The 15066-nt window shown below is 71.3% G+C and carries 13 protein-coding genes and 1 pseudogene; 5 read left to right on the top strand and 9 right to left on the bottom strand.

From position 1 onward, the window contains the following. Positions 1–95: 95 nt before the first annotated feature. The 5 genes from AN218_RS33260 to AN218_RS33240 form a co-directional block, all read right to left on the bottom strand. Positions 96–989, bottom strand: a complete 894-nt coding sequence (locus tag AN218_RS33260) for a trypsin-like peptidase domain-containing protein (RefSeq protein ID WP_070020750.1) — start codon at positions 987–989, stop codon at positions 96–98. Between the two features lie 185 nt (positions 990–1174). Then, on the bottom strand, positions 1175–2644 hold the full coding sequence (locus AN218_RS33255) for a GntP family permease (protein WP_070020749.1): 1470 nt from the start codon (positions 2642–2644) through the stop codon (positions 1175–1177). Positions 2645–2880: 236 nt separating this feature from the next. After that, positions 2881–3294, bottom strand: a complete 414-nt coding sequence (locus tag AN218_RS33250; protein WP_070020748.1) for a RidA family protein — start codon at positions 3292–3294, stop codon at positions 2881–2883. Beyond that, entirely contained in the window at positions 3291–4055 is a 765-nt protein-coding gene (locus AN218_RS33245; protein ID WP_070020747.1) for an IclR family transcriptional regulator, read from the bottom strand. Before AN218_RS33245 ends, AN218_RS33250 begins: the two co-directional genes overlap by 4 nt. Then, positions 4052–5212, bottom strand: a complete 1161-nt coding sequence (locus tag AN218_RS33240) for a sugar kinase (RefSeq protein WP_244900909.1) — start codon at positions 5210–5212, stop codon at positions 4052–4054. The genes AN218_RS33245 and AN218_RS33240 overlap by 4 nt, the downstream gene beginning before the upstream one ends. Before the next feature lie 232 nt (positions 5213–5444). Between AN218_RS33240 and AN218_RS33235 the strand changes: the two genes are divergently transcribed. Together AN218_RS33235 and AN218_RS33230 are read left to right on the top strand one after the other, a co-directional pair. Then, a complete protein-coding gene (locus tag AN218_RS33235; protein ID WP_070020745.1) occupies positions 5445–6716 on the top strand; it encodes an alanine racemase in 1272 nt (423 codons plus the stop codon). A 74-nt stretch (positions 6717–6790) separates the two neighbouring features. Continuing rightward, positions 6791–8410: an N-acyl-D-amino-acid deacylase family protein gene (locus AN218_RS33230; protein ID WP_070020744.1), complete on the top strand. Its 1620-nt coding sequence runs from the start codon at positions 6791–6793 to the stop codon at positions 8408–8410. Between the two features lie 88 nt (positions 8411–8498). On the opposite strand, the gene AN218_RS33225 is transcribed toward AN218_RS33230, so the two are convergent. Next, on the bottom strand, positions 8499–8936 hold the full coding sequence (locus tag AN218_RS33225) for a pyridoxamine 5'-phosphate oxidase family protein (RefSeq protein WP_070020743.1): 438 nt from the start codon (positions 8934–8936) through the stop codon (positions 8499–8501). Between the two features lie 127 nt (positions 8937–9063). After that, complete coding sequence (trhA, locus tag AN218_RS33220; protein WP_079132864.1) at positions 9064–9876, bottom strand: PAQR family membrane homeostasis protein TrhA; 813 nt, start codon at positions 9874–9876, stop codon at positions 9064–9066. A 293-nt stretch (positions 9877–10169) separates the two neighbouring features. Here trhA and AN218_RS33215 point away from each other — a divergent pair, with 293 nt between their 5' ends. Further along, positions 10170–12008, top strand: coding sequence for a phosphoenolpyruvate carboxykinase (GTP) (locus AN218_RS33215; RefSeq protein ID WP_070020742.1), 1839 nt, complete (start codon positions 10170–10172; stop codon positions 12006–12008). Between the two features lie 225 nt (positions 12009–12233). Then, positions 12234–12641: an SCO4983 family protein gene (locus AN218_RS33210; RefSeq protein ID WP_070020741.1), complete on the top strand. Its 408-nt coding sequence runs from the start codon at positions 12234–12236 to the stop codon at positions 12639–12641. 27 nt (positions 12642–12668) lie between these two features. Here AN218_RS33210 and AN218_RS33205 read toward each other — a convergent pair whose 3' ends face one another. Next, a complete protein-coding gene (locus AN218_RS33205; protein ID WP_070020740.1) occupies positions 12669–13880 on the bottom strand; it encodes a pyridoxal phosphate-dependent aminotransferase in 1212 nt (403 codons plus the stop codon). A 203-nt stretch (positions 13881–14083) separates the two neighbouring features. Here AN218_RS33205 and AN218_RS33200 point away from each other — a divergent pair, with 203 nt between their 5' ends. Beyond that, positions 14084–14773 carry a TetR/AcrR family transcriptional regulator gene (locus tag AN218_RS33200; protein WP_070020739.1) on the top strand — a complete coding sequence of 230 codons (690 nt, stop codon included), beginning with the start codon at positions 14084–14086 and terminating at the stop codon, positions 14771–14773. Between the two features lie 63 nt (positions 14774–14836). On the opposite strand, the pseudogene AN218_RS33195 reads toward AN218_RS33200, so the two are convergent. Then, positions 14837–15066 (bottom strand): annotated as a pseudogene (locus tag AN218_RS33195) (hypothetical protein); the annotation flags it as partial.

Raw genomic sequence — 15066 nt, 5'->3', positions numbered from 1 at the left:
CCGGCGCCGTGGTGCCGCCGCACCACGCCGCCGGCCGGCGGCTGCCGGGCTCCGACTGCGGCCCGACGTTCAGGGCCTGTCGTCGCCGAAGTCCCTTACGGCTTGGGCAGCTTGCAGTCCGGCAGGCTCAGGTCGACCTTGTTGCCCTTGGCGACGCAGTCGGTGAGGGTGTGGGTCTGCTGCCCGTAGGCGATGCCGTCGTGGACGGTGACCTTGCCGTCCTTGTCCACCTCGCACGGGTTGTTGAGGGTGCACTCCTCGCCGTCCTCGTTACGGGTGTTGTTGATCCCGAGGATCGTGCCGGAGGAGTCGTCGATGATCGGGGAGCCCGACGTGCCGCCCTTGGTCTCGCACTCCTTGGTGTAGCGGATGGAGTCCTTCATCTTCCAGCCGTCCTCGCGCAGTTCGGGCACGAAGGCGTCCACGGAGCAGCTATAGGTCTCCTTCCAGTAACCGGAGACGACGGTCATGGCGGTGCCCTCCTTGGGGTGGGCCGCCTGGACCTCAAGGGGGTCGATCTTCGTCTCCGACTTGATGTCCTCGTACGTGGAGTCGAGTTCGTAGAGCGTGACGTCGGTGTCCGTCATCGTCCCGTACGCGATCTTCGTGGACGTGAGCTGACCCGCGTCCTCGCCCTTGGCGTCGAGCAGGGTCATGTCGCGCTTGACGTCCTCGTCGACGATGACCTGGCCCGGCTCGGGCATGCCGGCCTCGCGGCAGTGTCCGTTGGTGAGCACCAGCGCCGGGTCGGACGCCTTGGAGTCCGGCATCTTCACCAGTGCGCCCGAACAGTTGCTGAGCGCGACCGTGCCCGCGAAGTCCGGGGCGGCCTTGGCCTTGGACACCTTGGCCTCGGCCTTGATCTCGGCCTTCGCCTTGGCGTGGGCCGAGGGGGCCTCGGCGGCCGTGGCGGACGGCACGAGGACACCGGCGGCAGCGGCGGCTCCGAAGAACGCCGCGGACAAGCCGACGACGAGAGGTTTCTTCATGGTGGGGGGTTTCCTCTCCTTCACCGAATCCTGTGACGGTGATTCGTTGTGTGGGGGTGACGCCGTGCATTCTTGGTGCAGATGCGGCACCCCCACAAGACCCCAACGACGCCCCCAGAAGCGGAAGATGGCCTTCCGGAGGGGGCGTCGCATCGGGAGATCGGGAGTGGGAGGAAGAGGTCCGACTAGACGAAGACGCTCACCGCCGCCGCCACGACGAAGCCCGCGACCGACAGCACGGACTCCAGGACCGTCCAGGACTTGAGGGTGTCCCGCTCGGAGATGCCGAAGTACTTGGAGACGATCCAGAATCCGCCGTCGTTGACGTGCGAGGCGAAGATCGAGCCCGCCGAGATCGCCATGATGACGAGTGCGACATGCGGCTGCGAGTAATCGCCGGCGGCGAGCAGCGGCGCCACGATCCCCGCCGTGGTGACGATCGCCACAGTCGCCGAACCCTGCGCCACCCGCAGCACCAGCGACAGCAGATACGACAGCACGATGACGGGCAGACCCGCGTCCCCGAAGGTGTCCGCCAGCGCCTGCGCGACGCCGCTGCCGTCGAGCACCGCGCCGAAGACGCCGCCCGCGCCGACCACCAGCAGGATGTTGCCGATCGGCTTCAACGAGGCCGTCGAGACGGTCTCCAGCGACTGCCGCGACCAGCCGCGCACCAGCCCGAGCCGCCAGTACGCCAGCAGCAGCGCGATCGTCAGCGCCACGAAGGGGTGCCCGAAGAACTCGATGACCGAGCGCAGGGTCGAGGGGTCGAGCGCGATGGAGGAGAAGGTCGCCAGCAGGATCAGCACCAGCGGGGTGCCGATGATGCCGAGCACGACGGCGAGCGAGACGGGACGTTCCGTCGAGACGCCGGCCGCCTTCTGCTCCGCCGCGACGGCCGCCTTGGCCTCCTCGGCCGCCTCGACCATGTCGTGCGGCACCTCGACGAAGAGGCGCTTGCCGATCCACGCGGCGTACGCCCAGGCCGCGAGCACGGCCGGGATGCCGGTGACGATCCCCATCAGGATGATCCAGCCGAGGTCCACCTTCAACAGGCCCGCGGCGGCCACCGGTCCGGGGTGCGGCGGCAGGAAGGCGTGCGTCATGGACAGGCCCGCCAGCAGCGGCATCGAGTAGAGGATGATCGACTTTCCGGAGCGCTTGGCCGCCGCGTACACGATCGGCGCGAGTACGAAGATGCCCACGTCGAAGAAGACGGGGATGCCGAAGATGAGGCCGGTCAGGCCCATGGCCAGCGGGGCGCGCCGCTCCCCGAAGAGGGCCAGCAGACGGCTGGAGAGCGCCTGTGCGCCGCCGCTGACCTCGAGTATCGAGCCGAGCATCGTGCCGAGCCCGATGATGATGGCGACATGGCCGAGGATGCCGCCCATGCCGTCCTCGATGAGGGAGACGGCGTCGGACTTCTGCACGGTGCCGAAGAGTTCGGTCACCGAGAGCCCGGCGGCCAGGCCGACGGCTATGGAGACGCCGAGCAGCGCGACGAACGGCTGCAGCCGGACCTTGATGATGAGGAAGAGCAGCAGCAGGATCCCCAGGGCCGCCACGAGGAGCAGACCCGGGGTGCCGCCTATGAGCGCGAGCAGACCGCCGGTGTGGGGTGGCGTCGTCTCGGACGCCGATGCGAGCAGGGACATGGTGGACCTCGGGGTTTCTGTGTCAACGGCTCGATGCCTGCGGGGAGTCGGGGGCGGAGCGGTCGTACGCGGGGGCGTACGGGAAGCGGCCGTACGGCACGAGGCGTACGGGGCGGGGACGTACAGGAACTGGGACGTACAGGAAAGGGACAGGCGGGCCGGGAAGGGGCGGCCGGGGCGGGGAGCGGTCCCGCGGCCCGGTCCCGCGGCCCGGCCCCCGTGGCTCCGAGCCGGCCTCAGCCCAGCACGGCCAGCGCGTCGATCTCGACGAGCAGCCCCGCGGGCAGCCCGACGTACACGGTCGTGCGTGCCGCCGGCGCCTCGGTGAGATCCGCGAAGAACTCGTTGTAGATCTCGTTGAACTCGGCGAAGTGCGCGGTGTCGGTGAGGTAGACGCGGATCATCACCACGTCCTCCCAACTCGCCCCGCCCTCCCGCAGGATGGCCTCGACGTTGGCGAACGTCCGCAGCGTCTGCTCCCGCAGCCCGGGGCCGACCGGGGTGGGCGCCTCGCCGGGCACGGCGGGCGCGAACCCGACCTGTCCGGCGACCTGGAGGATGTTGCCCTTGCGCACGCCGTGCGAGAACTTCGCGGGCGGCGTGGTGTGGGTGGAGGGGGTCAGGGCCGTCTTGGCCGCCTTCTCGCTCATGGGTGCCGTTCCTTCTCTGGGGTCTTTCCGGAGTACTCGTCGCTGATGGCGTCGGCGGTGCGCCGCACCAGCGGGAGCAGGCCGAGGAGTTCGTCGGCGCTGACGACGACGTTGGGCGCGGAGACGGACATGGCCGCCACGGCGCGCCCGTCCGGCCCGCGCACCGGGGCGCCGACGCAGTTGATCGACTCCTCGTGGCCGCCGAGGTCGGTGGCCCAGCCCTGTTCGCGCACCTTCGCCAGCTCCGCGAGGAAGGTCTTGGCGTCGGTGATCGAACGGGCCGTGTAGCGGGGGTAGTCGAGCCGCTGGGCGACGGCCCGCCGCTCCTGCTCGGGCAGATCGGCCAGCAGCAGCTTGGCGACCGCGGCGTTGGTGATCGCGACGGGCTTGCCGATGCGCGAGTACATCCGTACCGGGTAGCGGCTCTCCACCTTGTCGATGTAGAGGACTTCGTCCTCCTCGTGCACGGCGAGATGGACGGTGTGGCCCGTCCTCGCGTTCAGCTCCACCAGATGCGGATGCGCTATCTCGCGTACGTCCAGGTTCTCCACGGCCTGCTGCGCGAGCGCGAAGATGCGGGAGCCCAGCCGGTAGCGCTGGTCGGGCTGGCGGTGGACGATGCCGTGCTCGTGCAGCGTGCGCAGCAGCCGCAGCGCGGTGGACTTGTGCACCCCGAGACGGGCCGCGACCTGCTCCAGGTTCGCCGGGCCTTCGGCGAGCAGGGGAAGGATGCTCAGTGCACGGTCGACGGTCTGGCTCATGTCGCGTTCGCCTTCTGTGTGTTCCAGCCGGGGCCGAGGCGCAGTCTTCCCCACTCCCCCGCGTCCAGGGCCGCCAGCCGGTCCGCGAGGTCGCGCGGCGGCGGCTCGGCGAGGTCGCCGGGGACGGTCAGCGCCGCGGCGGCCGTCAGATGCCCGTGCCGCAGCCGTTCCCGTACGGGCAGTCCGCGCAGCGTCGCGGAGAGGAAGCCGGCGGCGAACCCGTCGCCCGCGCCCACGGCCCCCGCGACCTCCACGCGCAGCGCGGGCACGGAGTGGACGGTCTCCCGGGCGGGAGAGCCCAACCCGCCCGTACCGCCTGCGACTTGGGGCCCGTCCGTACCGCTCACGGCGCCCGCGTCCTCCCGTACGAAGGCCGTCGCGCCCTGCGCGCCCTGCTTGACGACGAGCACCGCGGGCTCGGGCAGCAGCTCCCGCAGCGCGTACGGTCCGCCGGTGACGCCCCAGGCGGCGGCCGCCTCGTCCTCACCGGCGAAGACCAGATCGCAGCCCCGCGCGAGGTCGAGCAGCACGCGCGGAGAGCCCTCGCGGGCCCGGTCCCACAGCCCCACCCGGTAGTTGACGTCGAAGGAGACCAGCGGACGCCCCGCGCGCGGCCCGGTCAGCACCCGCATCAGCTCCAGGCACTCCGGGGAGAGCGCGGCGGTGATCCCGGTGAGGTGCAGGATCTCGGCGTCGTCGACGGCGGCCAGGTCCACCGAGCGCGGTGACATGGCGGAGGCGGCGGAACCGGCGCGGTAGTAGACGACTTCGGCGGTGCCGGGACCGGGACCGGGACCTGAACCGGCTGCCGGCCCGGAGGCGGAACCGGCACCCGAACCCGAACCCGAACCGGAGCCTGAAGCGGAACCCGCACCGGAGCCGTCCAGCGTGGTGGGCCGCTCGCCGTCCGTACGGAAGTAGATGCCCGTGGGCCGCTGCGGATCGCGCCCGACATGACGTACGTCGACGCCCTGCGCGGCGATCGTCTCGACGAGATGGTCGCCGAACCCGTCGGCCCCCACCCGGCTCACCCACCGTACGGAGTGCCCCCAACCGGCCAGCGCACAGGCCACGTTGGACTCGGCGCCGCCGATGGCCCGCGCGAACGAGGGCACGTCCGCGAGACGTCCGGCCCGCGAGGGCAGGAACGTGACCATCGATTCGCCGAGGCAGACGACGTCGGCAGAGTCGTCCGCGTCGTCCGTGCCGTCCGCACATGCGCCGGCAGGCGCGTCGGCAGGTGCGTCGGTGCGTGCCACTGTCCGCATCCGCTCCTCATCGGTTCATCGATTGACGGGTGTTCGGCGGGATGCTAGACAGCTCTGAGCGAAATACGCAATGCCTGTTGCATTTACTGCAACGGCTCGACGCTACGGAGCAGGAGTCCCCATGGCCGGCGCGGACCGTCTCGCCTCCCTTGCCGAAGAGCGCATCGACTTCCGGTTCAAGGGACTGCCGCCGGACGCCGAGGGCACCACCGTCGCCTCCCTCACCGCGCAGCGGCGCAACCTGTTCACCGGCGGCTTCACCACCCCCGTCCTCGCCCTCTCCGCCGAGCGTCTCGATCACAACCTCGCGCTGATGGAGACCTACACCGAGCGGCACGGGCTCGCCTTCGCCCCGCACGGCAAGACCTCCATGGCTCCCGGTCTCTTCCACCGCCAACTCGCCCGCGGCGCCTGGGGGATCACCCTCGCGGTGCCCCATCAGGTGCGCGTGGCACGGGCGTTCGGCGTTCCGCGGATCTTCCTCGCCAACGAGCTGGTGGACGCCGCCGCCCTGCGCTGGATCGCCCAAGAACTGGACGCCGACCCGGACTTCCGGCTCGTCTGCTACGTCGACTCGACGGCGGGCGTCGCGCGGATGGACGCCGCACTCGCCGCCGCGGGCGCCTCCCGCCCCCTCGACGTCGTCGTCGAACTCGCCGCCGGCGAGGGCGCCCGCACCGGGATCCGCGGCGAGACGGAGTGCGCGGCCGTCGCCGACGCCGTGGCCGCCGCCCCCACGCTGCGCCTGGTCGGCGTCGCCGGCTACGAGGGCGAAGTCCCGGACGCCTCACCGGAGTCGGTCTCGGCCTGGCTGCGCCGCCTCGGTGCGCTCGCCGAGGCGTTCGACGCCGCAGGCCGCTTCGAGGGACTGTCCGAGATCGTGGTGAGCGCGGGCGGCAGCGCCTGGTTCGACGCCGTCGCCGACGTCTTCGCCCAGCTTCCGCCGCTCTCCCTGCCGGTGCTGAAGCTGCTGCGCTCGGGGGCGTACGTCTCGCACGACGACGGCGCCTACCGGGAGAAGACGCCCTTCAACCGCATCCCCCAAGAGGGCGCGCTCCAGGCCGCGTTCACGCTCTGGACGCAGGTCGTCTCCCGCCCCGCCCCCGACCAGGCGTTCCTCAACGCGGGCAAGCGCGACGCCGCCTTCGATCTGCATCTGCCGCAGCCGCACACCGTCCGCGCGTCCGACGGCACGACGCGCCCCGGCGACGGCCTCACGGTCACGGCCCTCTCGGACCAGCACGCATGGGTCCGTACGACGGCGCCGGTCGAGGTCGGCGAGTGGGTGGGGCTGGGCCTGTCACACCCCTGCACGATCTTCGACAAGTGGCAGCTCATCCCGGAGACCGCCGCGGACGGCACGGTCACCGGCTACGTCCGTACGTTCTTCTGACGCGCCGCTCCTCGCCGCTCCCCCGCGCCGCCGCGCGCACGGCCGCCGTTCAACACCCGGAAGGGACCGCCCCGATGGACCTCCTCATCCGCAACGCGGACGTCGTCGACGGCTCCGGTACGAACGCCCCCTACCGCGCGGACGTCGCCGTCGAGGACGGCCGCATCACCTCCGTCACCCCCGAGACCGAGAGCCGCGGCGCACGCCCCGCCGGAGCACGGCGCACCCTGGACGCCACCGGCCTGGCCCTGGCCCCCGGCTTCATCGACATGCACGCGCACTCCGATCTGGCCCTGCTGCGCGACCCGGACCACGCGGCGAAGGCCGCGCAGGGCGTGACCCTCGAAGTCGTCGGCCAGGACGGCCTGTCCTACGCCCCCGCCGACGACCGCACCCTGGAGGAGGTGCGCAGCGCCATCGCCGGCTGGAACGGCAGCCCGCCCGGCGACGCCTCCTTCGACTTCGACTGGCGCACCGTGGGCGGCTATCTGGACCGGATCGACCGCCAGGGCACCGCCGTCAACGCCGCGTACCTCGTACCGCAGGGCAACGTCCGCATGCTCGCCGTCGGCTGGGACGACCGCCCCGCGACCCGCGCCGAGACCGACGAGATGCGCCGCCTGGTCGCCGAGGGCCTGGAGCAGGGCGCGGTCGGGATGTCCTCCGGGCTCACCTACACGCCCGGCATGTACGCCTCCGACGCCGAACTCACCGAGCTGTGCCGCACGGTGGCCGCGTACGGCGGCTATTACTGCCCGCACCACCGCTCGTACGGCAAGGACGCGCTGCGGGCGTACGAGGAGATGATCGCGCTCACCCGGGAGGCGGGCTGCGCCCTCCATCTCGCCCACGCCACCATGAACTTCGGCCTCAACCGGGGCCGCGCGCCCGAGCTCACGGACCTGCTCGACCGCGCCCTCGCCGACGGCGCGGACATCACCCTCGACACCTATCCCTACACCGCGGGATGCACGACGCTCGTGGCGATGCTGCCGAGCTGGGCGAGCGCGGGCGGCCCCGACGCCGTACGGGCCCGGCTGGCGGACGAGGAGATCTGCGCACGGATCCGGCACGTCATGGAGGTCGAGGGCTCCGACGGCTGCCACGGCGTCCCGATGGACTGGGACGCGATCGAGATCTCCGGCGTCACCGAACCGGCCCTCGCCGACCACGTCGGCAGGACGGTCGCGCAGTCGGCGGCCGAGCGCGGCGAGGAGCCCTTCGCCACCGCCCGCCGGCTGCTGACCGAGGACCGGCTCGGCACGACGATCCTCCAGCACGTGGGCCACGAGGAGAACGTGCGGCACATGATGCGCCACCGGGTGCACACCGGCGGCAGCGACGGGATCCTCCAGGGCGCCAAGCCGCACCCCCGCGCGTACGGCACCTTCCCGCAGTATCTCGGGCGCTACGTACGGGAGTTGGGCGTGCTGTCCCTTCAGGAGTGCGTCGCCCACCTCACCTCGCGCCCGGCGGCACGGCTCCGGCTGCCCGACCGCGGCCTGGTCCGCGAGGGCTACCGCGCGGACCTCGTCCTCTTCGACCCGTCGACGGTCGCACCGGGCGCCACGTACGACGACCCGAAGGTGCTGCCGACGGGCATCCCGCACGTCCTGATCGACGGCCGCCCGGTCGTCGCGGACGGCCGCCGCACGGACGTCCTGGCGGGCCGCTCGGTACGCCGCACACGCTGACCGCCGGGCCCGCCACCCCAACGGAGGCCCGCGGCACGGCAGTTCGGGATCACGGCAGGCCGCCGCCTTCCGCCGCTGACGCGCTCCGTCAGAGCGCGGCCGTATAGCTCAGATCGCGGGCACGCAGCATCGTGGGCACCAGACGCACCCAGACGCTGCCGCGGCCCTGCGGGCGTCCGTCCACATACTCGGCCAGACGCGGATCCCAGCGGGATTCGTCCGGGCCGAGATAGCGGGCGAGCTTGCGCCGCCCCCGCGGCACGTCGAACGGCACCAGCTCCCCGTCCCCGTGCGCGATGACCTGCCGTACGCAGCCGGTCGTGACGTCGCACTCGTCGACGACGAGCGCCACGTGCGGGTCGGAGCGCACCCGGTGGCACAGCCGGGTCTCCTGCCCGGTCATGATCCAGAAGGCGCCGTCCTCCCAGAGGAACCACACGGGGCGCACGGTCGGGCCGTTGGTCGCCACCCGCGCGGTGAGCGGCCGGCTGAGGAAGGCGTCGACGTCGAACGGAGGCGAGGTCATGCGCACCATCCTGACCGCGCGGGCCTCCGCCCGGCACCGCCCTCGGTCCCGGTCCCTCCGGCGTAGGACCGGCGAGGACCGGACTCGGGACACGGCTGCGGACTACGGCTGCGAACTACGGGGCGGACTACGGGTGCTGGTACGCCACCAGCGAGATCCCCACGTAGTGGACGGCGAACGCCGCGAGCGTGAAGGAGTGGAAGACCTCGTGGAACCCGAACCACCGCGGTGAGGGGTTCGGCCGCTTGATGCCGTACACCACGCCCCCGGCGCTGTAGAGCAGCCCGCCCACGATCACGCAGACGAGCACCGCGATGCCGCCCTCGCGCAGGAAGTCCGGCAGATAGAAGACCGCCGCCCACCCCATCGCGATGTAGCAGGGCGTGTAGAGCCACCGCGGTGCGCCGACCCAGAAGACCCGGAAGGCGATGCCGAAGAGGGCCGCTCCCCAGACGCCCCACAGCAGCGGCGAGGAGCCGCCGTCCGGCAGCAGCAGGATCGTCAGCGGCGTGTACGTGCCGGCGATGATCAGGAAGATGTTCGCGTGGTCGAGCCTGCGCAGCACGGCGGTGGCCCGCGGCCCCCAGTCGCCACGGTGGTAGAGGGCGCTGACACCGAAGAGCAGACAGGCCGTCAACGTGTAGACCGCACACGCGATGCGTCCACGCGTGCTGTCCGCGAGCGCAGTGAGGAAGATCCCGGCCGCGAGCACCGCGGGGAACATCCCCGCGTGCAGCCAGCCGCGCAGCCGCGGCTTGATGAGTCCGGGGATCGCGGCGGCGCCCTTGGACGCGGCCGAAGTGACGGCAGCCGCCGCCGACTCCAGGGTGGCGGCGGTCGAACTGCCGGGCTGCCGCTGCTCGTTCGTCGCGTCCGCGGCTGCTTCGGAGTCCGTCCCCGCGCAGTTCGCAGGCTCCTGCGAGCGAGGCACGTCAGTCATGCGGCCCATCGTAGCTACGGGACCGTAGCCGTCGACCCGCTCTCCCGCCGCTCATGCCGCTCATCGGAGTGGCAATGGACACATCCTTTCCATCTGGACAGGCAGCCGATACGCTCACATGCTCAGAGGAGCAAGGGTGACACCGGATGAGCGAGCCGCGCAGAACAGCCAGCACAGCACCACCCCGAACGCATCCGGGTCGCGGCCCCCAAGGGGCGAGTTGAAGCACGAATTCAGAACATCGCGGATACCAGCGGAGTTATCCGTCCTCACCCTCAACGTCTGGAGAGATCGTGGCGCGCAGTTCTGCGGCTCCCGCCATCAACACCGTTCCCACACGCCACCAGGAGCTCGTCTCCTGGGTCGAGGAAATCGCCGCTCTCACCGAACCGGACCGGATCGTCTGGTGCAACGGCTCCGAGTCGGAGTACGAGCGGCTGTGCGAAGAGCTCGTCCAGAAGGGCACGTTCACCGAGCTGGACCCGGTGAAACGGCCGCACTCCTACCACGCCGCCTCCGACCCGAGCGACGTCGCACGCGTCGAGGACCGTACGTTCATCTGCTCCGAGAAAGAGGAGGACGCCGGCCCGACCAACCACTGGAAGGCCCCCGGCGAGATGCGGGCGATCTTCCAGGGCGAAGGCTCCGAGGGAGGCGTCTTCCGCGGCTGCATGCGCGGCCGCACGATGTACGTCGTCCCCTTCTGCATGGGGCCGCTCGGCTCCCCGCTCTCCGCGCTGGGCGTGGAGATCACCGACTCCGCGTACGTCGCCGTCTCGATGCGCACCATGACGCGCATGGGGCAGCCGGTCCTCGACGAGCTGGGCGAGGACGGCTTCTTCGTCAAGGCCGTCCACAGCGTCGGGGCGCCGCTCGCGCCCGGCGAGGAGGACGTGCCCTGGCCGTGCAACAGCACCAAGTACATCTCGCACTTCCCCGAGACCCGCGAGATCTGGTCCTTCGGATCGGGCTACGGGGGCAACGCCCTGCTCGGCAAGAAGTGTTACGCCCTGCGCATCGCCTCCGTCATGGCGCGCGACGAGGGCTGGCTCGCCGAGCACATGCTCGTCCTCAAGCTCACGCCGCCGCGCGGTGAGGCCAAGTACGTCGCCGCCGCCTTCCCTTCGGCCTGCGGCAAGACCAACCTCGCCATGCTGGAGCCCACCGTCAAGGGCTGGACGGTCGAGACCATCGGCGACGACATCGCATGGATGCGCTTCGGCGAGGACGGCCGCCTGTACGCCATCAACCCCGAGGCCGGCTTCTTCGGCGTCGCCCCCGGCACCGGCGAGCACACCAACGCCAACGCCATGAAGACCCTGTGGGGCAACTCGGTCTTCACCAACGTCGCGCTCACCGACGACGGCGACGTGTGGTGGGAGGGCATGACCGAGGAGACGCCCGCGCACCTCACCGACTGGAAGGGCAACGACTGGACCCCGGAATCGGGGACACCGGCCGCGCACCCCAACGCCCGCTTCACCGTCCCGGCCGGGCAGTGCCCGATCATCGCGCCGGAGTGGGAGGACCCGCGGGGCGTGCCCATCTCCGCGATCCTCTTCGGCGGCCGCCGCGCCTCGGCCGTGCCGCTGGTGACGGAGTCCTTCAGTTGGCAGCACGGCGTCTTCCTCGGCGCGAACGTCGCCAGCGAGAAGACGGCCGCCGCCGAGGGCAAGGTCGGCGAGCTGCGCCGCGACCCGTTCGCGATGCTGCCCTTCTGCGGCTACAACATGGGCGACTACTTCGCGCACTGGGTGAAGGTCGGCAAGGACGCCGACCAGTCGAAGCTGCCGAAGATCTACTACGTCAACTGGTTCAAGAAGAACCAGGACGGCAAGTTCGTCTGGCCGGGCTTCGGCGAGAACAGCCGCGTGCTGAAGTGGGTCGTGCAGCGGCTCAACGGCGAGGCGGAGGGCGTCGAGACGCCCATCGGCGTGCTGCCGACGAAGGAGGCCCTCGACCGCGACGGACTCGCGATGACCGACGCGGAGCTGGACTTCGTACTGGACGTCGACAAGGACGTCTGGCGCGACGAGGCCTCGCTGGTCCCCGAGCACCTCAACACCTTCGGCGACCACACGCCGAAGGAGCTGTGGGACGAGTACCGCGCACTGGTCGAGCGTCTGGGCTGACGCGCTCCGGCTCCGGCCGCGCGCCGCGTACGGCGACGGCGCCCCTCACCGCAGGGCGGGGGGCGCCGTTTCGTGTGCGTCCGCGGTCCGGCGGCGGGCGCGGTGCGGCCGGCCCGGGCGGCCGGAGCACTTGTCGTGCGGATATGAAATGTACACGGCTCAACTTTAGACGCTGTCTAAGTTAGGCTGTCATCCAGGCGACGTGAACGCGCAGGAGGCCGCCCCATGTACGAACCGATCCGCAGCAAGTCGGTACACGCCATGGCCGACGCCGACTTCCCGCACCGCTCCAGGGAAGAGGAGCTGGACATCCGGCTGGCCGGGCACCTCACGGCACTGCTGACGGTCACGGACGAGCTGCGCGCGCTGACGCCCGCCGCCGAACTGGACGAAGGCGCCGAGGAGTTGGCCGACGTGATCACCCGGCTCCGCGGCGGTGTGGCGCCTCTGCGCGCGGCCCCGTCCGAGCGCGTCTCCGATCCGGCGCACATCGACTCGCTGCACCACCGGGCGCACACGCTCGCGGGTCACGCCGTCGTGATCGCCACCTACCGGGACGACGAGCCAGCCATGGTCGTGGCCAGCCAGTCCCGCGACTTCCACGCCGCGGCCCTCGGACTCACGGCGGCGTGAGCAGGAGCCGCTCGTGAGCAGGAGCCGCTACGGCTGGCTGTAGCCGTCGAGGAACGTCCCGATCCGCGTCACCGCGTCCTCCAGCTCCTTCACGGGCGGCAGGTTCACGATGCGGAAGTGGTCGGGCTCGGGCCAGTTGAAGCCCGTACCGTGGACGATCATGATCTGCTCGGCCCGCAGCAGATCGAGGACCATCTCGCGGTCGTCCTTGATGCGGTAGACCTTCGGGTCGAGCCGGGGGAAGGCGTAGATCGCACCCCTCGGCTTCACACACGTCACGCCGGGGATCCGCGTCAGCAGCTCGTGCACCTTGTCGCGCTGCTCCAGCAGCCGGCCGCCCGGCAGCACCAGGTCGTTGATGGACTGCCGCCCGCCGAGGGCCGCGGCGACGACGTACTGCGCGGGCATGTTCGCGCACAGCCGCATGTTCGCGAGGATCGTCAGACCCTCTATATAGCTCTGCGCATGGCTCTTGGGACCGCACACCGCCATCCATCCGCTGCGGTAGCCGGCCACCCGGTACGCCTTGGACAGACCGTTGAAGGTGATGGTGAGCAGATCGGGGGCGACGACCGTCGTCGGGGTGTGCGTCGCGCCGTCGTAGAGGATCTTGTCGTAGATCTCGTCGGAGTAGACGATCAGGCCGTGGCGCCGCGCGATGTCGGTGAGGCCGCGCAGGACCTCCTCGTCGTAGACCGCGCCCGTCGGGTTGTTCGGGTTGATGACGACGAGCGCCTTGGTGCGGTCGGTGACCTTGCTCTCGACGTCCGCCAGGTCCGGCATCCAGTCGGACTGCTCGTCGCAGCGGTAGTGCACGGCCGTACCGCCGGACAGCGAGACCGAGGCCGTCCACAGCGGGTAGTCCGGGGCGGGGACGAGGACTTCGTCGCCGTCGTCGAGCAGCGCCTGCATCGACATCTGGATCAGCTCGGAGACGCCGTTGCCCAGATAGATGTCCTCGACGGACAGTTCGATGCCCTGCGTCTGGTAGTGCTGCATCACCGCGCGGCGGGCGGCGAGCAGACCCTTCGCGTCCCCGTAGCCGTGGGCGTCGCCCACGTTGCGGATCATGTCCTCGAGGATCTCCGGCGGGCACTCGAAGCCGAAGGGCGCCGGATTGCCGGTGTTGAGCTTGAGGATGCGGTGGCCGGCCGCCTCCAGCCGCGTCGCCTCCTCCAGAACCGGACCCCGGATCTCGTAACAGACGTTCGCGAGCTTCGCCGACTGGATCACCTGCATTCGGCCACCCTACGGGCAGGTCGCGCGGGCGGCCACGTGTTATTGGCCACCCGGCGTACCCCCGCCACGGCCCTGCGTCCGAAGTGGGACCGCACCGGAAGCGGAAGGGGCCCGGGGCGCCTGACGGACGGCACCGGGGCGCCCCCCCCCGGCGACGGCGTACTCCTGGCCCCCGCGAGCGGCGATGGCCGACAATGAAGTCCATGGCCCCCGCACCCGCCCAGTCCTCCGGCACGTCCGCAGCCGGGTCCCCGACCGGACCCGCGAACGCGGCCGCCGCCCGCCCCGGACTGCGTGAACGGAAGAAGATCAAGACCCGGCGGGCGATCCGGAAGGCCGCCTACCGGCTCTTCGGCGAACAGGGCTACACGGCCACCTCCGTCGAGCGCATCGCGGACGAGGCGGAGGTCTCCCCCAGCACCGTCTTCCGCTACTTCCCCACGAAGGAAGACATCGTGCTCACCGACGAGTACGACCCGCTGATCCACGACGCGCTGCTGACCCGCCCCGCCGACGAGCCCCCGGTGACCGCGCTGCGCAGGGCCCTGCTGGAGGTCGCCGAGCAGTCGCTGCACCGGGAACCGGGCCCCGGTCCCGCCGAGCTGCGGCAGCGGATGCGCCTCGTCCAGGACGTCCCCGCGCTGCGGGCACGCATGACCGAGCAGATGTCGGCCACGGTGGAGACGCTGGCCTCGGCGCTCGCCGGACGTACGGGCATGGACGAGCGCTCCCTCGAACTGCGCGTGTGCACCGGGGCGTTGGTGGGCGCGCTGGCGGAGGCGCTGTTCTTCTGGGCGGAGAGCGACGAGCCGCGCGAGGACCTGGCCGGGCTCCTCGACCGGTCGCTGCGCGTGGTGGAGCGGGGGACCCTCCAGACCCTCGGCCCCGAGTAGCCGGGCCGGCCGGCCAAGCGCCGGGAGGCGAAGTCCCGCCGCCGAAGTCCCGCCCCGTGAGGCTCAGTTGCGCAGCGACCGCTCCAGGGCCTCCGGGTCCCCGACCGGAGCGTCACAGGTGAAGCCCCGGCACACATAGGCCGCCGGAGCCCCGTCCAGCAGCGGGCGGTCCCGCAGCAGCGGTACGTCCAGCGCCGCCGACGAGCCGGGCTCGCCCAGCGCGACCACCGCGCCGGGCGCGGTCGCCAGCAGCGCCGTACGGTGCAGCGTGCCCGTGCCCGGGTCGGAGCGCG

This window comes from Streptomyces nanshensis, assembly GCF_001751255.1.
Classification (GTDB): Bacteria; Actinomycetota; Actinomycetes; order Streptomycetales; family Streptomycetaceae; genus Streptomyces; species Streptomyces nanshensis_A.
This window is presented reverse-complemented; position numbering and strand designations above follow the sequence as displayed.